Genomic DNA, 23,696 nt, shown 5'->3' on the forward strand with positions numbered 1-23,696 from the left:
CCGGCAGCCCGTCTCCCGGCGACACGGCGACGATCGCCGACGAGAAGGCGTCGAGGTAGTCGTACACCGCGTTGAACGCGAACGCGAGGACGGCCAGCGTGATGACGGCCGGAACGATGACGGCGACGCCGGTGAGGAACGCCCGGCGGAGCAGTTCGATCCCCGACTCGTCGGTCATTGATCGCGACCACGGACGACCGCGACAAAATCGTTTCCGTCGGGGTCGAACCGCGAGGGTCTCGCACGGCGAGCGCGGGCGCCGACCCGCGCCGAGTCGGGGTACGCGCCCGCAACCGCGCTCGCTGGCGGCGCAGCCGCCCGCAACCGCTCTCGCTGGCGGCGCAGCCGCCCGCAACGGTCCCCGCTGGCGGTGGAGTTATATTCCGCCCGCGTGTTAGGTCTCCCCAGTGAGCGTCAACGTCGAAAAGCGGACCGACCCGCCCGGCGAGTCCGACTACGCGACCGCCGCGTGGGAGCTCAAAGAGCGCATTCGGTCCGCGGAGGGCGTCCTCCGACAGCGACGCGGCTTCTTCGTCGACGCGTACCGCCGGTCGACCGCCCACCTGCTCGTCGAGAACGACCGGCTCGTCGCGTTCGCCTCCGTCCGGCGCGACGGCTACATCCTCTTCCTCGCCGTTCACCCCGACCACCGCGGCCGCGGCCACGCCGAGCGGCTGGTCGCCGACGTCGCGAAGAATCACCGCTCGGTCACCTGCCACGCCCGCACCACGAACCGGCAGGCGCTCGGGTTCTACAAGCACCTCGGCTTCGAGGTGATCCGCCGCATCGACGACTACTACGAGGACGGCGGCGACGCCTACTACCTCAAGCTCGGCGGCGAGTCGCTCCGCGAGCGGCTCTCCGGGTTCGTCGGCCGGTAGGCGGCCGCTTTCCGCCCGCAGTGCGCGGCCTCTGGGACCGTCGAACCGACAGTAATTAGCGCCCGCCGCGAGGAGAACGCGCCATGTCGCAACCGACTCCCGCGGACCTCGCGACCCGGGTCCGCGACGGCGACCTCCGCTTCCACGAGCTGGAAGACCACGCCGACGCCGACGTCGCGGCCGCCGCGCGCCGGCTGCTCGTCGCGGAGGCGACGGACGCCGACCTCGACCCGCTCGGCGAGTACGCCTTCGACGCCGACGCGGTCCACGGCTCGAACATCGAGAACACCCTCGGGGGCGTTCAGGTCCCGGTCGGCGTCGCCGGCCCGGTGACGATCGACGGCGGCGCGGGGGCCGCCGAGCGCTACCTGCCGCTCGCGACCACCGAGGGCGCGCTCGTCGCGTCGATCAACCGCGGCTGCTCCGTGATCGAGGACGCCGGCGGCGCGACCGCGCGGGTGACGAAGAGCGGAATGACCCGCGCACCCGTGTTCCGGGTCGCGGGCGTCGCCGAGGCCGAGGCGCTCGCCGACTGGGTCCGCGACAACGTCCCCGCGATGCGCGAGGCCGCGGAGTCGACGACGAGCCACGGCGAACTGCTCGACGTGACCCCGTACGTCGTGGGCAACAACGTCTTCCTGCGCTTCCGCTACGACACGAAGGACGCGATGGGGATGAACATGGTCACCATCGCGACGCGCGAGGCCTGCGACGTGATCGAGGCGGAGACGGACGCCTCGCTGGTCGCGCTGTCGGGGAACCTCTGTTCCGACAAGAAGCCGGCCGCGATCAACGCCGTCGAGGGCCGCGGGCGCTCGGTCGTCGCGGACGCGACAGTTCCCCGGGAGGTCGTCGAGGACCGCCTCCACACGACGCCGGAGGCGATCGCGGAGATCAACACCCGGAAGAACCTCGTCGGCTCCGCGAAGGCCGGCGCGCTCGGCTTCAACGCCCACGTCGCCAACGCGGTCGCGGCGATGTTTCTCGCCACCGGACAGGACGAGGCGCAGGTGGTCGAGGGGGCGAACGCGATCACGACCGCCGAGACGACCGCCGACGGCGACCTCTACGTCTCCGTCTCGCTGGCGAGCCTGGAAGTGGGGACGGTCGGCGGCGGGACGAAGCTCCCGACCCAGCGGGCGAGCCTCGAGATCCTCGGCGTCGCCGGCGGCGGCGAGCCGGCCGGGAGCAACGCCGACGCGCTCGCGGAGTCGATCGCGGTCTGCGCGCTCGCGGGCGAGCTGTCGCTGCTCGCGGCGCTCGGGTCGCGACACCTCTCGTCGGCGCACGCGGAGCTGGGACGGTAGACGGGCGCCGCGGTCCACAGGTCCCCGGTTCCTTTTACTCTCTCTCAGTCCGACCAGCGGGGACAGTCGTCGCGGAGCGCTTCGCGTCCCGCGTCGGTGACGCGGTAGACGGCCTCGCCGGAGACGCGCTCGACGAGCCCGGCGTCCGCCAGCGCGGTCAGCCGGGACTCCACGTGATCGTCGTAGAGCCCCGTGTTCCCGGCGATGAACGCCTGGTAGTCGGCGCCGACGTCGGCGAGGTAGGAGAGCAGTCGCTCGTCTGAGCGCGTGAGCGACGGGCGGTCGGGGGCGATCCGCTCGCCGCCTCTCTCGTCCTCGGAACTCCCCGCCAAACGCTCGGGCGGCTGTTCGTCGGGTGCGGCCATCTCACACGTGGTGACGTGTGGCACGATAAAGGTGACACCGGCGGTTCCCATTCGCTGGGAGTCGCCGCCGCTCGGCGGAACGTGTTCGGTGGTTAACCGTTCCTCCCGGGGGTCGCATCGGTCGTCGGTCTCGGGGAGGCGGCGTCCGGTGAGGTCAGTCGTCGGCGTCGGCGGGAGGCGTCCCGGCAGCGTCGCCGGCGGCTCCCTCGCCGCCGGACGACCGATCCGGAAGCATCGGCGTCCCGTCGGCGCGCGGGCCGAGCCGCGGGCCGTGCGGGCCGTCGTCGGGGTCGATCCGGCGCCGCGTGCGGTAGTCGGTCGAGCGCTCGACCGGCGTCCGACCGATCGCCGTTATCATCTCGACGTAGTCGTCGAACGAGCGGTACTCGCCGTACTCGCCGCCCGCGCGGCTGGTGATCTCCTCGGAGAGGATGGTGCCCATGAAGTCGTCGGCGCCGCAGTTGAGCAGCTTGAGCCCGTGGGCGTCGCCCGACTTCACCCACGAGGCCTGGACGTGGTCGACGTTGTCCAAGAAGAGGCGCGCGACCGCGACCACGAGCTCGTCCTCGGCGCGCGAGGGGCCGGAGTCGACGACGCCGCGGCGGTAGAGGGGGGTGTTCTGGTGGATGAAGGAGAGCGGCACGAACTCCGTGATCGCGCCCGTCCGGTCCTGGAGGTCGCGGATCACCTTCAGATGCTGTGCGCGGTGCGCCACCGTCTCGACGTGACCGTACATCATCGTCGAGGTGACGTCGAGGCCGGCGGCGGCCGCGCCCTCCATCGCCGCCACCCAGTCGTCGGTGCGGATCTTCCCCGGGCAGATCACGTCGCGGACCTCGTCGACGAGGATCTCGGCGGCGGTGCCCGGCGCGGAGTCGAGCCCGGCCTCGGCAAGCTCCCGGTAGACGGCCTCGTACTCCCAGTCGGTGCCTCGCGAGGCGTGGTACGCCTCTTCGGGGGTCATCGAGTGGAGGTGGACGCCGCCGACCGACATCGCTCGCATCTGCTCGACGTAGGTGCCCGGATCGGTCGCGTACTCCTCGGGGGGCTTGTAGTTGACCTCGCTCGCGGGGTCGTCGTACGCGGCGAGTATCTCGTGGTGCTCCGCGTTCAGCGCGAACGCCGGGTGGAGTCCCGAGACGGAGCACACCTCGTAAATTCCCATGTCGAGGGCGTCCTCGACGACCTCGCGCGACTCCGTCGGCGTCTTGGTGAACCCCGCGTGCTCGACGTCGCTGTCCGCCTCGAACGCGTGCGCGGAGTCCTTGAAGTTACAGAACAGGCAGCCCGTGTTGCAGGCCGTGGTGACGTTGTTGTTGAGGTTGGCGACGAAGGTGACCTCGTCGCCCACCGCCTCGCGGCGGCGCCGGTCGGCCGCCTCCAGCACCGCCTCCTTGCGGACGGGGTCGATCCCCGCCGACGCCGTGCCGGTGGCGAGCAGTTCGGTCGCGTCGTCGACCGTCAGCCGGGCGCCGTCGCGGGCCTTCGCGAGCGCGTTCTCGAACGACTGGTCGGTGGCGGGCGCCGCGAAGTCGAACTCGTTCGCGCCGCCCCCGCCGTCGCCGTTCCCGCCGCCGTTCGATCCGCCCGCGCCGGAACTGCCCCCCGAGCTCATCCCCTAACGCTCCCGGTTCCACCCTGATAAACGGGCGGGTCGCGACACCGATCGAGTCGGACAGACGACGCCGATCGCGAACGTCCGCTTATAACCAGAGCCGAGCGCGCGCCGTTCACTTATAAACAACTGCGGCGGCGCGCGCCGCCGAGCGGCCACCACCGTTCCGTTGTGAATTACTCATAAACGAGCCGCTGAATTCCCGCGTGACATCACCGACCCGGCACCGCCTCGAAACGGCCGGCCGCCGACCCCGCCGTCGCCGTCGCCTCAGTACTGGTAGTTGATGACCCGCTCGTCCTCTTTGTCCGCGTCCTGAAGCTTGTCGCGGGCCTGCTCGAAGTCCGCCTGCGAGACCTCGGTGCGGCCGTCGCGGATGGCGAACATCCCGGCCTCGGTCGCCAGCGAGGCGATGTCCGCGCCGCTGTACCCGTCGAGGTCGCGGGCGACGGCGCCGAGGTCGACGCCGTCGGCGACGTTCATCTCCTCGGTGTGGATCTCCAGGATGCGCTCGCGGCCCTCCGGACCGGGCTCGGGCACCTCGATGAGGCGGTCGAACCGACCGGGGCGTAAGATTGCCTCGTCGAGCATGTCGAAGCGGTTGGTCGCGGCCATGATCCGGACCTCGCCGCGGTCGTCGAAGCCGTCCATCTCGGAGAGCAGCTGCATCATCGTCCGCTGGACCTCGGCGTCGCCCGAGGTCTTCGAGTCCGTCCGCTTCGAGNGAAGCCGTCCATCTCGGAGAGCAGCTGCATCATCGTCCGCTGGACCTCGGCGTCGCCCGAGGTCTTCGAGTCCGTCCGCTTCGAGGCGACGGCGTCGATCTCGTCGATGAAGATGACGGCTGGCTCGCGCTCGGCGGCGAGCTCGAACAGGTCGCGGACGAGCCGCGCGCCCTCGCCGATGAACTTCCGGACGAGCTCGGAGCCGGCCATCTTGATGAACGTCGCGTCCGACTCGTTTGCGACGGCCTTCGCGAGCATCGTCTTTCCGGTGCCCGGCGGGCCGTGGAGCAGCACGCCGCTCGGCGGCTCGACGCCGACCGTCTCGAACTGCTCGGGGTTCTCGAGCGGGTCCTCGACGGCCTCGCGGACCTCTCGGATCTGGTCGTCGATGCCGCCGATGTCGGCGTACTCGACGTCGGGCGACTCGGTGACCTCCATCGCCTGCGCCCGGGAGTCGGTCTCGTCGTCGAGCACCTGCTGGACCGCGAAGGAGTCGTTGATCGCGACGCGGTCGCCGGGGCGGAGGTCCTCGTCGAGCCGCGAGGCGGCCTGCGTGAGCACCTCTTGGTTGTTGCCGTGCTGTTTGATGACGACGCCGTCGTCGGTGATCTCCTCCACCGACGCGATGTACAGCGAGGAGGTCTTCAGCACCTCGTTCTCGCGTTTCAGCTGCTCGACGTCGTCTTTCAGCTCACCGCGGCGCCCCTCGGCGTCCGCGAGCCGCGTTTCCAGTTCCTCGTTCACCTGAACGATCCGCCGGTAGTGCTGGCGGATCGCCTCCAGCCGCTCCGCGTCGCTCATCTCGGGGTCGAGCTCCAACCGCGGGCGGTCGGGCAGTGAGGGGCTGTGAGACATTCGTTGTGCGGAGTAGGATCCGGGCGTAAATGTGCCTTTGGGTCACGGAGAGAACGTTGGATCAGCGGCGCGGACGCGGGACCGTCTCACCCCGAAACCCGGACCGGCGCTCGCGGCCCGAACGGCCGGTATCAGGATCGATAACCAGAGGTCAACGTTTTAACGCGGGTAATACGAATCCGTTCGTATGAACGCACGAACGGCGGACGGACGCGCGGGTCCGGCGCTCGCGGGCCGCGAGATCCGGACGGGAGGGCTCCGCCGATGACCGGAACTCCGGAGGCGACCGTCCTCGCGGTCGACGACGAGCCGGACCTCGCGGAGCTGTACCGGGTGTATCTCGACTCGGCCTACGACGTTCGGATCGCCACCGGCGGCGAGGAGGCGCTCGACGCGATGGACGACGCGGTCGACGTCGTCCTCTTAGACCGCCGGATGCCCGACATGTCGGGCCACGAGGTGCTGAACGCGATCCGCGGAGACGGGTACGACGCCCGCGTGGCGATGCTGACCGCGGTCGAGCCCGACGTCGACATCGTCGAGATGCCGTTCGACGACTACAAGACGAAGCCGGTCACCAAGGAGGACCTGCTCACCCTCGTCGAGGTGCTCCTCCACCGCGCCGCGTTCGACGAGCGGAGCCAGGAGTTCTTCGCGCTCGCCTCGAAGAAGGCGGCGCTGGAGGCCACGGGCACGACCGGCACCGAGGAGTACGAGGAACTCGTCGAGCGGATGGAGTCCGTCCGGCTCGAAGTCGACGACACGCTCGATCACCTCTCGGCGCGGGACGCGTTCGTCGAGGTCCCGGGCGAAGTGCCGTAGACGGAACGTCCTCCCCGACTACTCGATCTCCAGCTCGCCGTCGGCGGCCTCCCCGCCGCCGTCCTCGTCCCACTCCAGTTCGAACTCGACGCTCAGTTCACCCGGCCCGTCCGCGGGCCCCTCGCGCTCCGCCTTCACCTCGAAGGTCGGTCGCGCGGGCGGGTCGAGCGTCGTCGACTCGTCGCCGCGTTTGAGGGTGATAGCGTTCCCGGCGTCGAGCGAGTCCGCGACCGTCCGCAGGTACGCGGCGATCTCCTCGCGGCTCCGGCGGCTCTCCGACTCGAACAGGACTTCTTCGGGCATACATCGTCGTACGCCGCCTCGAAACTTAAAGACCGACGCAGGCGGTCCTCCGCTCCCCCGATCGTTTTGTGCCGCCCGACCGAACGTTCACCCCGTGCCACTCCCCGACTCGCTCCGTACGGTCGTCGCCGTCGCCGTGTACTGGACGGCGATCGCGCTCGGCGGGAGCGTCCTCCTCCCGGACCCGACGAGCCCGCTCGTCGCGGTCCCGGTCCTCGGCGGCGGCGCGGTCGTCGCGCACGCGGCGCGCACCGACCGGCTCGTCGAACTCGGCTACGCGGTGGGGACGATGTGGCTCGCGGTGCTGGCGCTGTCGATCGGCACCGGCGTCGTCGACGTCGTCGCCCCGCCGGCGGGGGAGATCGCGCCGCTCGCGGACTACCCCGGCGTCGCCGCGGTCGGCACGGTCGGACTGATTGCCGTCCTCGTCGTCGCGTACGGGGCGTTCGTCCGTCGGAGCGCGGAGCGCGACGCGGCCGAGACAGAGTAGACCGAACGGTCGCCGACCGGAAACCGACTTAGAACCCGTCCTCGAAGACGAACGTGCCGTTCCGCTGGACGACCTCGCCGTCGACCTCGATGACGGAGTCCTCGCTCATGTCGACGATCATGTCGACGTGCTCGGCGGACCCGTTGACCTCGTTGTCTCCCCCCACCGTCTCGGGGTACGCGGAGCCGACCGCCATGTGGACCGTGTCGCCCATCTTCTCGTCGAACAGCATGTTGTAGGTGAACCGGTCGATCTGGCGGTTCATCCCGATGCCGAGCTCGCCGAGGCGCCGCGAGCCCTCGTCGGTGTCGAGGATGCCGGAGAGGAGGTCCTCGTTGCGCTCGGCGGAGTGGGAGACCACTTCGCCGTCCTCGAACCGGAGCCGGACCCCGTCGATCTCGCGGCCGTAGCGGTAGAGGGGCAGGTCGAAGTGGACCTCGCCGTCGACGCCGTCGCGCGTCGGCGCGGTGAACACCTCGCCGCCGGGGAGGTTCGCCTCGCCGTAGTCGTTGAGCGTGGAGTTGCCCGACACGTCGAGCGTGAGGTCGGTCTCCTCGCCCGACTTAATCGTGACCTCGTCCGCGTCGTCCAGGATCTCGACCATGTTCGACTGGAACTCGCGCTGTTCGTCCCAGTCCAGCGAGACGGCGTCCCACACGAAGTTCTCGTACGCCTCGGTGCTCATCCCGGCGAGCTGGGCGTGGCTCGCGGTCGGGTACTGCGTGAGGCACCAGGTCTTCGAGAGCCGCGTGCGCTTGACCTCCTCCATCGCGCGGTTGTACGCGGCGTTGGTCTCCGGGTCGACGTCGGCGTCCTCGGTGGCGTTCGCGCCGCCGCGCGCGATGACGAAGACGTCGGCCTTCTCGTAGAGCGCGCGCCGGTGGCTCGGCTCGGAGAACTCCTCGGAGGAGCGCTTGAACGCACGCTGGGCGCGCTTCGAGTAGTTGAGGTAGACGGGGTTGGCCCCGCGGTCGCCGCAGACCTCGTGGAGCGCGACGGCGAGGTCCTCGGCCTCCTTGGGCATCTGGATGACCACGTCGTCGCCCGACTCGATGCCGGTGGCGTGGTCGGCGATGATCTCCGCGTGTTCGCGGACGCGTGCGTCCATGATAGGTCGGTTTCGGGGCCGGGGAATTACCGCTTTTCCTTCCGGCGGGTCGCGTGGGGGAGCCCGAGCGACGAGAGTCGGGTCGGAACCAACCGACCGCAACGCATCCGACCGCCGCGAACGCGCCGGTCGCAACGCGTTTGCCCGGTCGTCGCGTAGTTCCGAGCATGTCTCGGCTCGCGTTCCGCGTGGCCGCGGCGGTCGTCGGCGTCGCCCTGCTCGCCGTCTACCTGACCGCGGCGCTGTTCGTCGCCGACCTGCTGCGCGCGGTCTGGGCCGCCCGCCCCGACCTCCCGGTCCTCCTCGCGCTGCTGGCCGCCGGCGCGCTCGGGTCGGCGTACCTCAGCTACCGGCTCGGCACCGCGCAGATCCTCGCGAACCTGGAGGGCGACCACGTCCCGCGAAAGCGGGCGCCGGACCTCCATCGCCGGATCGATTCGCTCGCAGCGCGGATGGACGTCGCGCGCCCGACCCTGTACGTCACCGACGCCCGCGCGCCCAACGCCTTCGCGGTCGGGGGCGGGAGCGACGGCGGCGCCTTGGTGATCGACCGCTCGCTGTTCCGGCTGCTCTCCCCCCGAGAAATCGAGGCGATCCTCGCGCACGAGCTGGCGCACTTAGAGGGGAACGACGGGTTCGCGATAGCGATGGCCGACGGGGTCGGCCGCGCCCTCGTCGGAGTCGCCACCGTGGTCGCGCTGCCGGCGCTGCTCGCGCTGTCGGGGCTCGCCGCCGCCTCGGCGTGGGTCCGCGGGCGACCGGGCGACCGGTCCGGCCCGTTCGCGCGGCTCCACCGCGGGCTCGCCGGCGCGCTGTTCGGCGGGTTCGTCCTCGCGACGCTCGTCGCCCGCTCGCGGTCGCGCAGGCGCGAGTTCGCGGCCGACGACCGCGCGGCCGAGGTGACCGGCGACCCGATGGCGCTCGCGCGGGCGCTCCGTCGGATCGAGCGCGCGACCGAGCCGACGTGGCCGTTCGCGCCGTTTTCGACCCACAGGCGGACCGACGAGCCCGCCGAGCGCTGGCTGTCGACGCACCCCTCGACCGACGAGCGCGTCGAGCGCCTGCGGGAGATGGCCGAGTCGCAGGGCCCGACGCGGCGGATTCCCGCGGGGCCGTCGCGGGCGGGCGACGGTCGACGGCGGTCGCCGCGGTGAACGCTGTTCGACACGGGACTGGGACGCTACTGCGGTGGCGCGTGCCTCCGAGTGCCCGATAGGGCGCGAGGAGCACGCGCGAGGGACGCCGCGAGCGACGTGGGCGACCGGAGGGAGCCCCAAGCGAGCGGCGAGGCTGGGGAGGCGTGAGGTGCGGTTGCGGTGCTGGGCGGGATTCAAAGGGGCAGCTGTGAGGGCGGCGCAGGCGACGTAAGCACCACAGCGAGTGAGCGGAGCGAACGAGCGAGGAGCGCAACGAGTGTACGCCGCCCTCACGGCTGGGGCTTTGGCGGTATCCGTCGCCGATCCGCAAACAATCATTTATGAATTATTCGTCAGAAATAGGACATTTACAGATGTCGGTCCGCCAGTGACGATTTATACGTCGTACTGTTCGCGCGTCACGTCGTCGAGTCCCGACTCCGCCAGCGCGTCGGACGGAACCAACATATCCAGCTGAACGACGCCGGGGAGCCGCCCGATCTGGACGCCGCCGGTGAACGTACACCGGCCGCGGACCTCGCCCTCGCTCATGCCGAGCAGGGTGCCGGCGCGGTCGAAGGCGTTCTGGGTGGCGTCGTTGACGGTCGCGCCGGAGCCGATCACTTGGATCGGCGCGGCGTCGGTGTCGACGTCGACGCCGTGCTCGGCGCCGAGGTCGTCGCCCGCCGCGACCTCCTCGTCGCTGTACGGCGCGCTGATGAACGGGAGGTCCTCCTCGTTCGGGAGGAGGACGGGGCCGTCGAGGTCGACGTCCTCGATCACTTCCACGTCCATCGTGACCGTGCCGCTCACGTCGGTGGTGTGGAGGGAGAGCTCGCCGTCGCCCTGGTTCGCGTGGAGGTCGCCGACGTAGATCCCGCCGCCGTCGACGACGACCGGGCAGATCAGCGTCGCGCCCGCGCGGACCTCCGGCACGTCCATGTGGCCGTCGGTCCGCTGCTCCAAGCCTTCCTCCGTCTCGACGCCGTAGTCGTGGTCGGCGCCGATGAGGTTCTGCCCGAAGTCGCCCGCGTTGTGCGAGTCCGGCATGGTGACCGGCGGCGTGGTGCCGATGTTCCCGATGAACGGACGGAGCCGGCCGAGCGTGCCGGGCATCCCGTCGGGCTCGTACAGCAGGATCGGGTGCTGGCGGGCGTTCTCGGGGATGTCCATCACCTCGTCGGCGTCGAGCGCGAGCTCGTGAGCGCCGTCCTCGTCGAGCGTGATTCCCACGGCGTTCTCGTGGTCGAACGCGACGGTGTAGCCGTACTCGAAGCCGAACGAGGAGGCGTTCGCGCCGCACTCCGCACAGCGGATCGCGTCCTCGCCGGTGCCCTCGACGACGGAGTCGGGCCACGTGGTGCCGCACTCCGGACAGCGGTGGTCGACGAAGGGGTCGTCGCCGAACGCCCCCTCGCGCTCCGCCATCGACCCCGTGCTGGTCGCCATGCTCGTCACCTCCACGTCGCGGATGTGGATCGCGACGGCGTCGCCCACCTCGGCGCCCTCGACCCGGATCGGTCGCGTCACCTCGTGGCCGCCCCGGAACGAGGGCGTCACCATCGGCCCCCAACAGCCCGGCGGGGTGTACGTCGTCACCGTGCCGCCGTCCGCGACCGTGCCCGCCCACTCTTGGTCGGGTCCGACGAGGCCGAGCGTGTACTGGTCGACGTACAGCTCCTCTTGAACGCCTTGCTGTGACATACCGTGGTAACCTACGGCACTGACCGAGATAATCCTACTGCTCGCGGAGGGGGAGCGGGGGTAGTTGCGGCCGTTGCCCCTGTTGCCGCCGTTGCGGCCGCGAGACTGAGTCGATTCGACGCCGCGCGCGGATCACCACGCGACCCGGCGGCCCAGCACGAAGACGACGAGCGCGACCAAGAGCGCGCCGAGGAACGCCTCGAGTCCGGCGAGCGCGCGCGCCGTCGACCCGACCGGCTGGATGTCCCCGTAGCCGAGCGTGGTGAACGTCACCATACTGAAGTACATGTTCTTCCCGAGGACGACCGCTCCCTCCGGCGAGAAGAGGTTCGAGAGGCCGCCGATCCCCTGCGTCGTGAGCCCGCTGCTGCCGGTCGTGCCCTGCGTCGTCGTGGTGTACAACACGCCCCAGATGAACACCGTCACCGCGGAGACGTACACGACCCGCCAGAGCCGCTCGCCGTACCCGCACGTCTGGTGGAGCACCTTGTTCCCGATCCACTTGCCGAGCGCCTTCGTGCGGTTGACCGGCGACACCGCCTCCTCGCGGGTGAAGGCGGCGCGCCAGTTCTTCCGCCGGCGGTACACCATCTCTTTGATGAAGAACTCGGCCGCCGCCTTGCGGTCGCCGAAGTCGCTCGCGCAGTTCTTCGCCTTCAGGTACGTGTTCTCCAGCCTGGCGGGCGTGAAATCCGTTTCGGACCCCGACCGGTCGGCCGCCTCGGTGGCGGCGAAGGTATGGATCTCCCAGTTGTTGCGCGCGAGGTAAGTCTTGTGGGCGGTGAAGTCGAAGCCGTGGAAGTCGGTGTTACAGAACCGGAAGTGGTTGAACAGGCCGTGGGCACAGTGTTCGTCGTCGAGCGTGACCTCCCGGACCTCCGCGTGGGTACAGTCGTAGAAGGCGTCGCCTTGCTCCGGTTGACCGAGCGTCCCGCCGCGGACGACCGCGTCGCTCAGGTCGACGAGAGTCTCGGACTCGGCGGGCCGCGGGCGGAAGGCGACCGAGTGTTCGAACTCCGCCTCGGTGAACGCGGCGTCGCGGGCGAACGTCGTGTGCGTGAAGTTCGCGTAGAGGAACGACGCCTTGTCGAAGTCCGCCTTCCCTCGGAACGTCGCCGCCTCGAAGCTGGCGTCGTCGTTGTGCATGTTCGCGCTCCCCTCGAACTCCGCCGACCGGAACGTCGCGTCGCCGCCGAACTCGGCGTCGGCGAACGTGCTGTCCTTCTCGAAGCGGAGCTCGTCGAAGTGCGCCTCGCCGCCGAAGCGGCAGCTGGAGAAGTCGGACTCCTCGAGGAACCGGGAGCGCGAGAAGACGGCCGAGGCGCCGAACTCAGCGTTCCGGAAGGTGCCGTCGTCCTCGAAGACGGTGCGCTCGAACAGCGCCGTCCCCTCGAACTCCGCGCCGGAGAAGTCCGCGACGCGGAACTCGGCGAGCTTGAAGTCGGCGCTGTCCGCGAACGTCGCGGCCTCGAAGTTGGCGTCGGTGACCGTGTGGGCGCCCCCCTGGAACTCGACGCCGCGAAACGTCGCTCCCTCCTCGAACGCCGACTCGGCGAAGCTTGCGTCGCTCTCGAACCGCGCCTCGTCGGCGGTAACGCCGGACTCGAACGCGATGCCGTCGAACGAGACCGGCTCGGTGAAGCGGGTGAACGACAGGTCGACCGACTCCGTACAGACCGCGTCTTCGAAGCGAGCGCGGCCGAACAGCGACTCCTGGAACGACACCGGTCCCCGGAAGCGTGCGTCGTCGAAGCCGGTCTGGCCGAACTCGATCTCGCGGAAGTCGGCCTCGCCGTCGAAGACGGCGCGCGAGAACGCGGCGTCGTCGTCCTCGTGGTAGTCGCCGACGAACTCGACGCCGAGGAACGAGGCGGCGTCGCGGAACGCCGCGTCCTCGAACGTCGCGTCGTCGTCGAACCGCGCCTCGGCGAACGTCGCCTCGCCGCGGAACGCCGCGTCGCGGAAGTCGCCCTCGCCGGCAAAGTGGGTCGCCTCGAAGGTCGCGGGCCGCTCGAACGCCGCACCCTCGAAGTTGGCGTACTCGAACTCCGCGCAGTAGAAGTCGGCCTCGTCGGCGAAGGCGGCGTCGGCGAACGTCACGTCGTCGTCGCGGACGTTGTCGCCGCCGTCGAACTCCGCGCCGCGAAAGCTGGCCACGCCGGCGAACGTCGCCCGCTCGAAGGCGGCGTCGTCGTCGAACCGGCACTCGTCGAAGCTCGCTCGTTCGTCGAAGGTGGCGTCGGTGAACGCGAGGTCGTCGTCGAAGCGCGACTCGTCGAAGACCGCCTTCCCGCCGAACGCTGCGCCGGAGAAGTCGCTGTATCCGAACCGGGCGCTGAGAAAGTCGACCTCGCCGCCGAACACCGCGTCCGCGAACGAGAGGTCGTCGTCGTCGACGTTGTCGCCCCCCTCGAACTCCGCGCCGCGGAACGTCGCCTCCCCGTCGACCGCGACGCCCGCGAAGCTCGCGTCGCTTCTGAACCGCGCCTCGTCACAGGAGAGCGACGCCAGCGTCGCGTCCTCGAAGCCGGCCTCCTCGATGAAACGCGCCTCGTCGAAGACGAGGTCGGCGGCCGCCGTCAGCCGCGCGAAGTCGGCGAAGCCGACGACCGCGCGCCGGAACGTCGCATCCGCCTCGAACGTCGCGTCCGCGAACGAGAGGTCGTCGTCTTCGAGGTTGTCCCGGCCGCGGAACTCCGCGCCCGCGAACGTCGCCGGCGCCTCGAACAGCGCCCCCGAGAACGCGGTGTCGCCGTCGAACCGGGCCTCCGCGAAGTCGGCGCGGCCGCCGAACGCCGCCCGGTCGAAGGCGGCGTCCCGGTCGAAGGCTGCGGACGCGAACGTCACCGTCGCCGCGAACGTCGCGTCCGCGAACTCGGCGTCGCCGCCGAACGTCGCCCGGTCGAACGCCGCGTCGTCGCGGAACTCGCAGCCGACGAAGTCCGCGTACCGGAAGGCGGCCTCCGTGAACGAGACGGGGGCGTCGAAGCGTGCGTCTTCGAAGCACGCGTCGTCGTCCAAGAGGTTCGCGTCGCCGCGGAACTCGGCGCCGTCGAACGTCGCCGCGTCGCGGAACCGCGCCCCGCGCAGCGTGGTGTCGCCGTTGAACCGCGCCTCCCGGACGTCGACGGGGCCCTCGAACGCGGTGCCGGCGAGATCGACGTCGCCCTCGAAGACGGCGCCGGTGAGGGCCGTCTCGCCGCGGACGACGGCGCCGGAGAGGTCGACCGACGCGTCGAACTCCGACTCCGTCCAGTCGATCGCCCCGATCTCCGCGCCCGAGAGGTCGATCCGCCCCTCGAACTCCGACTCCGATAGGTCGAGGGTGCCGGTCACCGTCGCACCCCTGAGATCGAGGGGATGTTTGTCGGCGGCCTCGACGATCTCGTGGCGGATCGAGAGGTCGTCGAGACTGGCGCCGAGCAGGCATTTCGCGTCTTTGCCGCGTTCGCCGGCGACCGTACGGAGGCGCTCGGCGACGGCGTCTGCGTCGACGCCGAGACCGTCGCGGGCGTCGCTCGACAGGTGGAACACGCAGCGGTCGGCCTCCGGGTGCGCGTCGTGCGGACAGCGCCACTCCTCGTCTATCTCCGCGGCTGCGTCCGCTGCCACGCCGGCCGCCTGAGGGTCGAGTCGAAACGTACACCGGCTCGCCATCGGTATGTTGACAGGTCATCGTAACGACAGTGACTTTAATTTTGGTACTCGGCCGCACGTTTGCCGGCAGGCGCTTCGTCGGGGGCCGTGGCATCGGCGGCCGGTTTCGCGGTCGGCACGGGTCGTGATCCGTCGCGACGGTGCGCGGCCCTTTTTACCGCGGTCGCGCCAACTACGCCGCGTATGCAGACGCACATCGTTCCGGTCGGGTTCGACTACGACCGGATGATCGCCCCGCTCATCCGGGACCAGTTCGACGTGGACCGGGTGATCCTGCTGGAGGGGACGGTCGGCAGCGAGGCCAACGTCGAGTACTCGCGGAACATCGCGCGCAAGCTGGAGCAAGACTTTCAGAATCTCCTCGGCGCGGAGACCGTGCGCGAGCAGTTGGACGACGTGTACGACTACGACGCCGCCTTCGAGCGTGCGTTCGACCTCATTAACGCCGAACTCGACCGGGACGACGGAGTCGACGACGCCGAGGTGACACCCGATGGCGACGCGCCGGCGGACGAGCGCGAGGTGTGGGTGAACCTCTGTTCGATGCCCCGGCCCGTCTCCTTCGCGTTCGCGACCGCGGCCCACTCGATCATGGTCGAACGGCAGGCGGACCGCGACCGCATCCACACCTACTACACGGCCCCGGAGAAGTACCTGGAGACAGAGCTCGCGGAGGAGCTGCGCGCCACGCGGGACCTCCTGCGCGACCTCGACGAGGGGACGGACGAGGCGGTCACCGACGCGAGCGTCGACCCCGACCGCGTCGCGGACCGGCTGGCGAGCACCACGGACCTGCTCGCGGAGTTCGACGAGCGCGGCACCACCATCGGCGCGAAGAAAATCGGCGACAGCCACGTGATCGAACTCCCGGTCGCCTCCTTCCAGAACGTCAAGCCGTTCGAGGAGCTGGTGCTGTTCACGCTCGGCGAACACGGCGAGTTCGAGTCCGTCTCGGAGCTGGCGGAGACGCTCGCGGCCGAGCTCAACGAGGAGTACACGGACTCGTTCCGCTCGAAGGTCATCTATAACGTCGACCGGCTCGGGCCCGGCGGCAAGGGGTACATCGAGCGCGAGGAGCACGGGAAGTCCCACCGGACGAGCCTCTCGCGGACCGGCCAGTTGTGGGTCCGCGCGCACGCCGACGAGGACCGAGACTATCGAGATCTGGCGTGAGTCGATCGGGGCGAATCGGTCGTTTATTTATAAATAGATACTGGCGGATCGGCTACGGACACCGCCAAAGCCCCAGTCGATCGTTTATACGTGGCTGATGGCGACTCACCGGCGGACACCGTCCTCGCGGCTGCCCCTTTGCGTCCCGTCTCGCCCCGCACGGCGACCGCACCTCACGCCTCCCCAGCCTCGCGGCTCCCTCGCTTCGGTCGCCGCGTCCAGCGAGGGACCGAAGGTCCCTCTGGCAGCCGGCGCGTAGCGCCGGCGACAGGGCGAGAGCTTCGCTCTCGCTTGAAACCGGACGCAGTTCGGTGACAGCGAGGCGCGACGCGCCTCTGCCAGTCGGGCTTCGCCCGACGACCTCGCGCGTGCGATTCGCGCCCTCCGGGCGCTCATCGGCACGCGTCACCGCATTTTTACGTACAGTTTATGCTATCCGCGCCGGCGGTCGGGTTCGTAACCCCTTACCGCGCTCGCCGCCGATCCCGCGTCGATGAACACCATCCACGTCGCCGGCGGCGTCGGGGTCGCCGACACGGCGATGGCCTCGTACGACGCCGCGCTCGCGGACGCGAACCTCCACAACTACAACCTCGTCGCGGTCTCCTCCGTCGTCCCCGCCGAGGCCACCGTCGAGGCGGTGTCGGAGGTCCCGGACCTGGGCCCCGCCGGCAACCGGCTCACCGTCGTCGAGGCGCGCCGGACGATCGGGCCGGGCGACGAGGTCGACTTCCGCGAGGGCGGGCGCTCGGGGGCCGAGGGCGCCGAGTCGAAGCGCGCGCCCCGCCGACACCCCGACGCGGTCGCGGGGCTCGGCTGGGCGACCGGCCCGGGGCCGGGGCTCTTCTACGAGGTCACCGGCGAGGACCCCGAGGGAGTCCGCGAGCGGATCGAGGCCGGCCTCGACGCCGGCGCCGACCTTCGCGACTGGGAGCTCCCGGCCCGCGAGACGCGCGTCGAGAGGGTCGCCGCCGAGCCGGATCGGTACGCGACGGCGGTCGTGATCGCCGCGTACGGGGAGTCCGAGCCGATCCTGTGAGGGTCTCGTGCGGCTCCGGTCGCCGCCGCCGACGCCTTTTTGACTCGGCTCCGCGTACAGGACGTAGCTTCGAATGAACGGCAACAACCCGTACGCCGGGGCACCGGGTGTGACGGACGCGGGCTCGCCCGCCGCCGTCGACCTCTCTCCGGACCAGGAACGACAGCTCCGGCGCGCGGTCGCCGGGATCGTATCGCGCACCGAATCGTATCTCCCCGACAGCTACGCCGTCGGCTCCGAACTCTCCGTCGGCGCCGAGGGCCCGCAGGCGACCGTCGCGGTGAACCCCCCGGCCGGCCACCCGGTTTCGGCCGGCTTCACCCCCGACCCGGAGGACTTGGACGCCGGCATCGCCGAGTCCGACACCGACGAGGTCGCCCGCGGCCTCGCCGCCAGCGCGGCGGTCCAGGTGATGGACGCCGTCGGCGACATCACGCCGACCGCGAAGTGACGTTCCGCGCCGAGACGTAGTCAGTTCGAACGCTCCGACCGGTCCGTTCTCGCAGTCGTCGCCGCCCGCGTCAGAGTCGCGACGCTCGTCTCAGTCTTCGGCCCCGTCGCGCGGGTACACCCGCGGATCCCCCTCTCCCGGCGGTTTCAGCACGCCGGTAACCCGCCCGTACATGCCGAAGATGTCGTCGTACCCGTTCTCGCTCGCGAGGATCGGGACCACGCCCGGTTCATCGACGCGGTGGGTGTGCACGTCGTCCTCGGCGAACACCGCGCCCTCCGGTATCGCCTCGAAGTTGGCGAAGTGGACGTGCGGCTCTCCGCCCCCCTTCGGCACCTCCTCGCTGCCCTTCACCACAGTCGTCTCCGAGAACGTCGGCGGCTCGTCCGCGATCGCGCCGTGGACCCGCAGGAACGCGAGACACGCCTCGTAGCCGAACTCGGCCGCCTCCTCGCTGCCCTGTCGTCCCACCTCGATGGAGACGGTGTGCGGGATCGTGGAGTCGAGCGTCGTCGACCGCAGGCCGCTCGCGTCGACGGCGTGGTCGACCGGGAGCCCGGTGACGGTGCGGCGGACCGACTCCGTGAGGTCGCTGAAGATGGCGAACGGCGGCGGCGCGCTGTGGGAGGTGTGGAGCGCGAGGACGGCGTCGAACCCCTGTAGTTCGGCGGTGAGCCGCGGCGCGAGCGCCCGCTCGTACTCGTCGCTGTCGGCGTCGCCCGGGAACGCCCGGTTCAGGTCCGCGTCCGTGTAGCGCGTCTCGGCCTCGATGGCCGGCTCGTTGGCGAGGATGAGCCGGACGAGCCCCTCGGAGCCCGTATCGCCGTCGCTCTCGCCTCGGTCGGCCGAGTCGAGCGGGTCGAGTTCGTCCGCGAGCCGCTCCACGATCCGCACGCCGGCGGGCTCGTCGCCGTGGATCCCGCCGACGATCGCGACGCGAGCTGATCCCACCGACTCGCGGTCGATCGTTTGCATACCGTCAGTACGTCGCCGTCCGCTCATAAATCGTCGCGATCCGCCTGCGAGAGATTTACCGCTCGACCCGCTCCGCGAGCGCGGTCCGGTACCGTCGCGCCAGCCGCCGCGCGACGAACCGGTCGCGCGGGTCCACGCCGATGAGTCGGAGCGAGGCCGCGTACGCCGCGAGCCCGACCGCGCTCCCCGCGAGCACCGCGGGGAGACCGGTCAGGAGCGTTCGGACCGCGTACATCGCGGCGACGGCGACGCCGCCCGCCGCGAGCGGGGTGAGGAACGTCCGGTCGAATGGCCACAACCCCTCGAAGTGACGGAGGAGGACGACCTGAATGCCGTTCTGTACCGCGATGGCGAGCGACGTGCCGAGTGCGGCGCCGACGAGCCCGTACCGGACGACGAACGCGTACGTGAGCCCCACGTTGAGGCCCGCGAGCAGCCAGTCGAGCGCCATCCGCGCGTACTGGTGGTCGGTCATCATCAGCAGCCAGCCGGTCGCCCCGACCGCGCTCCCGACGAAGACGCCGCCGAGGTAGACGACGAGGGGGAGGTAGCCGTCGACGTACGCCTCGCCGAACAGCGCCAGGATCTCGCGGCCGTACACCGCCAGCACGGCGAGGATCGGGACGACCGCGGTGACGATCTGTCGCGTGACGGAGCCGTACACCGCGTTGAGCGTCGCCGTCCGGTCGTTCGCGTACAGCTCCGAGGTGACCGGCGGGAGGAGTTGGTTGAACGAGAGGAGCGGGATCCACGCGACCGCGATCACCACGAGGACGACGTTGTAGACGCCGGCAGCGGTCGCCGTCAGCAGCGCCCCGACGAGCAGCACGTCGACGCGGTTCTGGAACACCTTCCCGAGGCTGCTCATCGCGACCGGGGCCGCGTGGTCGTAGAAGCGGCGCGCCTCCGCGCGAGCGCCCCGGAGCGTCGGTCGAACCCCCGTAACTGACGCGGAGAGGGGGACCGCGGCCGCCGCGAGCAGCGCGGTCGCGGCCACGATCGCTCCGGCGACGCCGACGACGGAGTAGCCCAGCGCCAGCGCCCCGACGGCGCCGACGAGCCTGACGCCCGGGCGCAACAGCTTGTTGAAGAGGATCTCGCCCCGGGCCGACCCGACCGCGCGGAAGAGCGCGGACGCGACCATCACGACGCCGAGGAGGCCGACGAGTCCGCCGAACGCCCGCATCGTCCCCGCGAACGCCGGCTCCGTGACGGTGCGGGCGTTTATCGCCGGCGCCGCGAGCCAGACGCCGGCCGCGATCGCGGCCCCGAACCCGAGCGTCGTCGCGTACGCGAGGCCGGCGACCGCGCCCTGCCGATCCGCGTCCGCCGCGTACTCCGGGAGGTACCGCTGGATCGCGGGGACGCTGCCGAACGTCACGAGCCGCGAGAGCAACTGCGCGATCCGCCACGCCAGCGCGTACACGCCGTAGGCGGTCGGGCCGAGCCCGCGGGTCAGCGCGAACTCGGTCGCCGCGATCAGCGCGCGCTGGCCGGCGACCCCGCCCGAGGTGAGCACCGCGCCGTGCGCGATCGTCTCCAGCGCCTCGCGCTCGTCGTCCGGGATCGCGCCGCCTTCACCGCCGGAACGCGCGTCGCCTCCACTATCGGAACGCGCGCCGCCTTCACTATCGGAACGCGCGCCGTCCCCGCTTTCGGAGCGCACGTCGCCCTCGCGGCCGCCGGCGTCCGGACCGCTCGCGTCCTCGCCGCGTTCGTGTCCCACGGTCGTCTCCGTCGGTCGGTCGCGGTCCCGCGGAAAAAGCGACCCGCTTCGCGGCCGCCCTAAATGAATATAATTATCGTTCACGATGGATTTATCACCCTCATCCCGCCCACTCTCCCCATGGACGGAGGAGGTCTCGCCGGTGACGGCGGCCCGGACGAATCGCGCGACAGCGGCGACGGCGACCGAGCGCGGCGGGTAGCGTCGGACGGGGGGGTCGCCGCGGAGGGGACGCGGACCGCGCCGGACGGGTCCGCGCGCGACGGGTCGACGGCGACCGGGGCTTCCAAGCCTGACCCGGAGAGGTCGATCGTCTCCGCCGCCGCGCTGGGCCACGACCGGCCGGACGTCGAGGCGTACCGGTCGCTCGCGGCCGATCTGCGCGACGCGGTCGCGGGCGGCGTCGAGTTCGACGAGTACGCGCAGGTGCTGTACGCGACGGACGGGAGCGTCTACCAGGCCCGGCCGGCGGGCGTGGTGTACCCCCGCGGGGTCGACGACGTGCGGGCGGCGATGCGGGTCGCGGCCGATCACGGCGTCCCGGTCCTCCCGCGCGGCGCGGGGTCGTCGCTCGCGGGACAGACCGTCGGCCCCGGCTGCGTCGTGCTCGACTGCTCGCGCCACATGGACTCGATCCTGTCGGTCGACCCCGACGCGCGCCGCGCCACGGTCCAGCCCGGGGTCGTCCAGGACGACCTCGACGACCGGCTCGCCGAGGACGGCCTGAAGTTCGCGCCCGACCCCGCGTCCTCGGCGCGCGCGACCGTCGGTGGCGGCATCGGCAACAACTCCACCGGGGCGCACTCCGTGCGGTACGGGATCACGGACGCCTACACCGAGGAGCTGCGCGTGATACTGGCGGACGGCACGCTGATCCACACCCGCGACGTGGTCCTCGACTCCCCCGAGTACGAGGCGATCGTCGCGGGCGAGGCGGGCGGCGAGCGCGAGGCCGCGTTGTACGAGACGGTCCGCGCGCTCGTCGAGGGGAACGCCGACGAGATCGAGGAGCGCTACCCGACGCTGAAGCGGTCGGTCTCCGGGTACAACCTCCACAAGGTGATCTCCGAGAACGACGACGGCGAGCGCGTCATCAACCTCTCGAAGCTGTTCGTCGGCGCCGAGGGGACGCTCGGCGTCGTCGTGGAGGCCACGGTCTCGCTCGTCACCCGCCCCGAGGAGACCGCGCTGGCCCTGTACGCCTTCGACTCGCTCGACGCGGCGATGCGCGCGGTCCCCGAGGCGCTCGAACTCCCGGTGAGCGCGGTCGAACTTATGGACGACGCGGTCGTCGAGCTGGCCGCGGGCTCGCCGGAGTACGCCGAGTACGCGGAGCCGATCCCCGACCGGGCCGCGGCCGCGCTCATGCTGGAGTGGGACTCGGAGCTGGTCGACGGGTTCGAGGCGGCGGTCGCCGACGCGAACGACCGCTTCCTCGGCGGCGGCGACCGGGACGCGTTCGACGTGATCGAGGCGTACGACGAGGGAACGCAGGAGGACCTCTGGAACCTCCGGAAGGCGGCGATCCCGCTCCTGATGAGCATGGACGGCGACGCGAAGCCGTACCCGTTCATCGAGGACGCGTCGGTGCCGCCCGCGGAGCTGGCGGACTACGTCGCCGCCTTCGAGGAGGTGCTCGCCGACCACGGCACCTCGGCCGCCTACTTCGCGCACGCCGGGGTCGGGACGCTTCACATCCGGCCGATCCTCTCGCTGAAGGAGTCCGAGGGCGTCGAGACGATGCACGACATCGCCGCCGACGTCACCGACCTCGTCTTAGAGCACCACGGCGCCTTCTCCGGCGAGCACGGCGACGGACTCGCGCGCACCGAGTTCAACCCGAAGATGTACGGCGACGAGCTCTGGTCGGCGTTCCAGGAGCTGAAGTCCGCGTTCGACCCCGAGTGGCGGATGAACCCCGGGAAGGTCGTCTACGTCGACGGCGAGACCGCCGCGGAGCGCGGCTACCCCGAGGCCGCCGCCGACACGGACATGCGCGAGAACCTCCGGTACGGGCCGACGTACCGGTCGATCGAGCCGCAGACGTCGCTGGACTTCTCCGACGAGGGCGGGTTCTCGGAGCTCGTCGAGCTGTGTAACGGCTGCGGCACCTGTCGCGAGACCGACTCCGGGACGATGTGCCCGACCTACCGGGCCTCCGGCGAGGAGATTCAGACGACTCGCGGCCGGGCGAACATGCTCCGGGCCGCGATAAGCGGCGAGCTCGACGACGAGGAGATCCACTCCGACCGGTTCCAGGCGGAGGTGCTGGACCTCTGTGTCGGCTGTAAGGGCTGTCAGAGCGACTGTCCGACCGGTGTCGACCTCGCGAAGCTGAAGGCGGAGGTGAAACACGACCACCACGAGCGGGAGGGGGCGGGGATACGCGAGCGCCTCTTCCGCGACATCGACCGGCTCTCGGCGCTCGGGAGCAGGCTCGCGCCCCTGTCGAACGCGGCGGCGAAGGTCCCCGGGGCCAGGGCGGCGATGGACGCCGTCGCGGGGATCGCCCCCGAACGCGCGCTGCCGACGTTCCGGTCGACGAGCTTCGAGGAGTGGTTCGCGGCCCGCGGCGGCCCCGCGGTCGACGAGCGCGACGCGGTCGACACGGTCGCGCTGTTCCCCGACACCTACACGAACTACAGTTACCCGGCTGCCGGGAAGGCGGCGGTGCGCGTGCTGGAGGCCGCGGACGTGCGCGTCGAGGTGCCCGACGACCTCGCGCCCTCCGGCCGCGCCGCCTTCTCGACCGGCTTCCTCGATGCGGCCCGGGAGCGCGCGGCCGAGAACGTCTCCGCCCTCGCGCCCCGGGTCCGGGAGGGGCAGTCGGTCCTCTTCGTCGAGCCCTCCGACGCGGTGATGTTTCAGGACGAGTACCTGGACCTCCTCGACGGCGAGGCCGTCGAGGCGGTGTCGTCGGCCGCGGCGGGCGTCTGCGAGTACCTCGACGCCCGCCGAGTCGACGAGCGCCTGTCGTTCGAGGCGCCCGCGGAGACGCTCACCTACCACGGCCACTGTAACCAGAAGGCGACGAACAAGGACCACCACGCGGTCGGCGTGCTCCGGCGGGCCGGCTACGGCGTCGACCCGCTCGACTCCTCCTGTTGCGGGATGGCGGGCTCGTTCGGCTACGAGAGCGAACACTACGACCTCTCGCAGGCGATCGGGCGGATCCTCTTCGGGCAGGTCGACGACAGCGACGGCGACGCGGTGACGGCGCCCGGCGCCTCCTGCCGGTCGCAGCTCGGCGACCGCGAGGGCGCCGAGACGCCGCCGCACCCGATCGAGAAGCTGGCGGCCGCGCTCGCCGAGTGAGTGCGGTGACGGCGCATGGTTCGCTCCCGTCTCGCCGCGCGCCGGCCGT

At 70.8% G+C, this 23,696-nt stretch carries 17 protein-coding genes and 2 pseudogenes; 9 read left to right on the top strand and 10 right to left on the bottom strand.

The window, feature by feature from the left end; translation table 11 throughout:
* Positions 1 to 178: pseudogene (locus C470_RS16520) on the bottom strand (DUF502 domain-containing protein); the annotation flags it as partial.
* A 229-nt stretch (positions 179 to 407) separates the two neighbouring features.
* Here C470_RS16520 and C470_RS12735 point away from each other — a divergent pair.
* A complete protein-coding gene (locus tag C470_RS12735; protein ID WP_004595384.1) occupies positions 408 to 881 on the top strand; it encodes a GNAT family N-acetyltransferase in 474 nt (157 codons plus the stop codon).
* Positions 882 to 964: 83 nt separating this feature from the next.
* Positions 965 to 2,188, top strand: coding sequence for a hydroxymethylglutaryl-CoA reductase (NADPH) (gene hmgA / locus C470_RS12740; protein WP_008367736.1), 1,224 nt, complete (start codon positions 965 to 967; stop codon positions 2,186 to 2,188).
* Between the two features lie 44 nt (positions 2,189 to 2,232).
* On the opposite strand, the gene C470_RS12745 is transcribed toward hmgA, so the two are convergent.
* The 3 genes and pseudogenes from C470_RS12745 to C470_RS12755 all read right to left on the bottom strand — a co-directional run bounded on the left by C470_RS12745 (position 2,233) and on the right by C470_RS12755 (position 5,748).
* Positions 2,233 to 2,553 carry a DUF2250 domain-containing protein gene (locus C470_RS12745; RefSeq protein WP_008367741.1) on the bottom strand — a complete coding sequence of 107 codons (321 nt, stop codon included), beginning with the start codon at positions 2,551 to 2,553 and terminating at the stop codon, positions 2,233 to 2,235.
* Positions 2,554 to 2,707: 154 nt separating this feature from the next.
* Positions 2,708 to 4,168 (bottom strand): 7,8-didemethyl-8-hydroxy-5-deazariboflavin synthase subunit CofH, encoded by a 1,461-nt coding sequence (gene cofH, locus C470_RS12750; RefSeq protein ID WP_008367743.1) that lies wholly within the window; start codon positions 4,166 to 4,168, stop codon positions 2,708 to 2,710.
* Positions 4,169 to 4,438: 270 nt separating this feature from the next.
* Positions 4,439 to 5,748 (bottom strand): annotated as a pseudogene (locus C470_RS12755) (proteasome-activating nucleotidase).
* Between the two features lie 264 nt (positions 5,749 to 6,012).
* Here C470_RS12755 and C470_RS12760 point away from each other — a divergent pair.
* Positions 6,013 to 6,570 (top strand): response regulator, encoded by a 558-nt coding sequence (locus tag C470_RS12760; RefSeq protein WP_008367745.1) that lies wholly within the window; start codon positions 6,013 to 6,015, stop codon positions 6,568 to 6,570.
* An 18-nt stretch (positions 6,571 to 6,588) separates the two neighbouring features.
* Here the strand turns inward: C470_RS12760 and C470_RS12765 are convergent, their stop codons facing one another.
* Positions 6,589 to 6,873, bottom strand: a complete 285-nt coding sequence (locus C470_RS12765; protein WP_004595379.1) for an amphi-Trp domain-containing protein — start codon at positions 6,871 to 6,873, stop codon at positions 6,589 to 6,591.
* Between the two features lie 94 nt (positions 6,874 to 6,967).
* Here C470_RS12765 and C470_RS12770 point away from each other — a divergent pair, with 94 nt between their 5' ends.
* The gene (locus tag C470_RS12770; protein ID WP_004595378.1) at positions 6,968 to 7,363 is read left to right on the top strand and encodes a hypothetical protein; all 396 of its coding nucleotides are present in this window, start codon (positions 6,968 to 6,970) and stop codon (positions 7,361 to 7,363) included.
* Positions 7,364 to 7,391: 28 nt separating this feature from the next.
* Here C470_RS12770 and C470_RS12775 read toward each other — a convergent pair whose 3' ends face one another.
* On the bottom strand, positions 7,392 to 8,471 hold the full coding sequence (locus tag C470_RS12775; RefSeq protein ID WP_008367747.1) for an aminopeptidase: 1,080 nt from the start codon (positions 8,469 to 8,471) through the stop codon (positions 7,392 to 7,394).
* Between the two features lie 167 nt (positions 8,472 to 8,638).
* Between C470_RS12775 and C470_RS12780 the strand changes: the two genes are divergently transcribed.
* On the top strand, positions 8,639 to 9,625 hold the full coding sequence (locus tag C470_RS12780) for a M48 family metallopeptidase (protein WP_008367749.1): 987 nt from the start codon (positions 8,639 to 8,641) through the stop codon (positions 9,623 to 9,625).
* 378 nt (positions 9,626 to 10,003) lie between these two features.
* Here the strand turns inward: C470_RS12780 and C470_RS12785 are convergent, their stop codons facing one another.
* Complete coding sequence (locus C470_RS12785; RefSeq protein ID WP_008367751.1) at positions 10,004 to 11,311, bottom strand: acetamidase/formamidase family protein; 1,308 nt, start codon at positions 11,309 to 11,311, stop codon at positions 10,004 to 10,006.
* 132 nt (positions 11,312 to 11,443) lie between these two features.
* On the bottom strand, positions 11,444 to 14,968 hold the full coding sequence (locus tag C470_RS12790) for a pentapeptide repeat-containing protein (RefSeq protein WP_008367752.1): 3,525 nt from the start codon (positions 14,966 to 14,968) through the stop codon (positions 11,444 to 11,446).
* A gap of 183 nt (positions 14,969 to 15,151) precedes the next feature.
* On the opposite strand from C470_RS12790, the gene C470_RS12795 reads away from it, so the two are divergent.
* The 3 genes from C470_RS12795 to C470_RS12805 all read left to right on the top strand — a co-directional run bounded on the left by C470_RS12795 (position 15,152) and on the right by C470_RS12805 (position 17,631).
* Complete coding sequence (locus C470_RS12795; RefSeq protein WP_008367754.1) at positions 15,152 to 16,141, top strand: HFX_2341 family transcriptional regulator; 990 nt, start codon at positions 15,152 to 15,154, stop codon at positions 16,139 to 16,141.
* Between the two features lie 493 nt (positions 16,142 to 16,634).
* Entirely contained in the window at positions 16,635 to 17,180 is a 546-nt protein-coding gene (locus tag C470_RS12800) for a pyruvoyl-dependent arginine decarboxylase (protein WP_008367756.1), read from the top strand.
* A 73-nt stretch (positions 17,181 to 17,253) separates the two neighbouring features.
* Positions 17,254 to 17,631 carry a DUF5811 family protein gene (locus tag C470_RS12805; RefSeq protein ID WP_004599570.1) on the top strand — a complete coding sequence of 126 codons (378 nt, stop codon included), beginning with the start codon at positions 17,254 to 17,256 and terminating at the stop codon, positions 17,629 to 17,631.
* A 90-nt stretch (positions 17,632 to 17,721) separates the two neighbouring features.
* Here the strand turns inward: C470_RS12805 and C470_RS12810 are convergent, their stop codons facing one another.
* Together C470_RS12810 and C470_RS12815 are read right to left on the bottom strand one after the other, a co-directional pair.
* Complete coding sequence (locus C470_RS12810; RefSeq protein ID WP_008367757.1) at positions 17,722 to 18,606, bottom strand: succinylglutamate desuccinylase/aspartoacylase domain-containing protein; 885 nt, start codon at positions 18,604 to 18,606, stop codon at positions 17,722 to 17,724.
* A 55-nt stretch (positions 18,607 to 18,661) separates the two neighbouring features.
* Entirely contained in the window at positions 18,662 to 20,332 is a 1,671-nt protein-coding gene (locus tag C470_RS12815; protein WP_008367760.1) for a lipopolysaccharide biosynthesis protein, read from the bottom strand.
* A gap of 120 nt (positions 20,333 to 20,452) precedes the next feature.
* Between C470_RS12815 and C470_RS12820 the strand changes: the two genes are divergently transcribed.
* Complete coding sequence (locus tag C470_RS12820) at positions 20,453 to 23,647, top strand: FAD-binding and (Fe-S)-binding domain-containing protein (RefSeq protein ID WP_008367762.1); 3,195 nt, start codon at positions 20,453 to 20,455, stop codon at positions 23,645 to 23,647.
* Positions 23,648 to 23,696: the final 49 nt, after the last annotated feature.

The sequence above is a fragment of the Halorubrum distributum JCM 13561 genome (assembly GCF_000337395.1).
Lineage (GTDB): Archaea > Halobacteriota > Halobacteria > Halobacteriales > Haloferacaceae > Halorubrum > Halorubrum distributum.

What these genes read in the sequence shown, in the direction of transcription:
- C470_RS12780 (WP_008367749.1), top strand. Translation starts at nt 8,639, where the DNA reads ATGTCTCGGCTCGCGTTCCGCGTGGCCGCGGCGGTCGTCGGCGTCGCC.
- C470_RS12800 (WP_008367756.1), top strand. Translation starts at nt 16,635, where the DNA reads ATGAACACCATCCACGTCGCCGGCGGCGTCGGGGTCGCCGACACGGCG.
- C470_RS12760 (WP_008367745.1), top strand. Translation starts at nt 6,013, where the DNA reads ATGACCGGAACTCCGGAGGCGACCGTCCTCGCGGTCGACGACGAGCCG.
- C470_RS12805 (WP_004599570.1), top strand. Translation starts at nt 17,254, where the DNA reads ATGAACGGCAACAACCCGTACGCCGGGGCACCGGGTGTGACGGACGCG.
- C470_RS12775 (WP_008367747.1), bottom strand. Translation starts at nt 8,471, where the DNA reads ATGGACGCACGCGTCCGCGAACACGCGGAGATCATCGCCGACCACGCC.
- hmgA (WP_008367736.1), top strand. Translation starts at nt 965, where the DNA reads ATGTCGCAACCGACTCCCGCGGACCTCGCGACCCGGGTCCGCGACGGC.
- C470_RS12810 (WP_008367757.1), bottom strand. Translation starts at nt 18,606, where the DNA reads ATGCAAACGATCGACCGCGAGTCGGTGGGATCAGCTCGCGTCGCGATC.
- C470_RS12790 (WP_008367752.1), bottom strand. Translation starts at nt 14,968, where the DNA reads ATGGCGAGCCGGTGTACGTTTCGACTCGACCCTCAGGCGGCCGGCGTG.
- C470_RS12820 (WP_008367762.1), top strand. Translation starts at nt 20,453, where the DNA reads ATGGACGGAGGAGGTCTCGCCGGTGACGGCGGCCCGGACGAATCGCGC.
- C470_RS12765 (WP_004595379.1), bottom strand. Translation starts at nt 6,873, where the DNA reads ATGCCCGAAGAAGTCCTGTTCGAGTCGGAGAGCCGCCGGAGCCGCGAG.
- C470_RS12795 (WP_008367754.1), top strand. Translation starts at nt 15,152, where the DNA reads ATGCAGACGCACATCGTTCCGGTCGGGTTCGACTACGACCGGATGATC.
- C470_RS12745 (WP_008367741.1), bottom strand. Translation starts at nt 2,553, where the DNA reads ATGGCCGCACCCGACGAACAGCCGCCCGAGCGTTTGGCGGGGAGTTCC.
- C470_RS12785 (WP_008367751.1), bottom strand. Translation starts at nt 11,311, where the DNA reads ATGTCACAGCAAGGCGTTCAAGAGGAGCTGTACGTCGACCAGTACACG.
- cofH (WP_008367743.1), bottom strand. Translation starts at nt 4,168, where the DNA reads ATGAGCTCGGGGGGCAGTTCCGGCGCGGGCGGATCGAACGGCGGCGGG.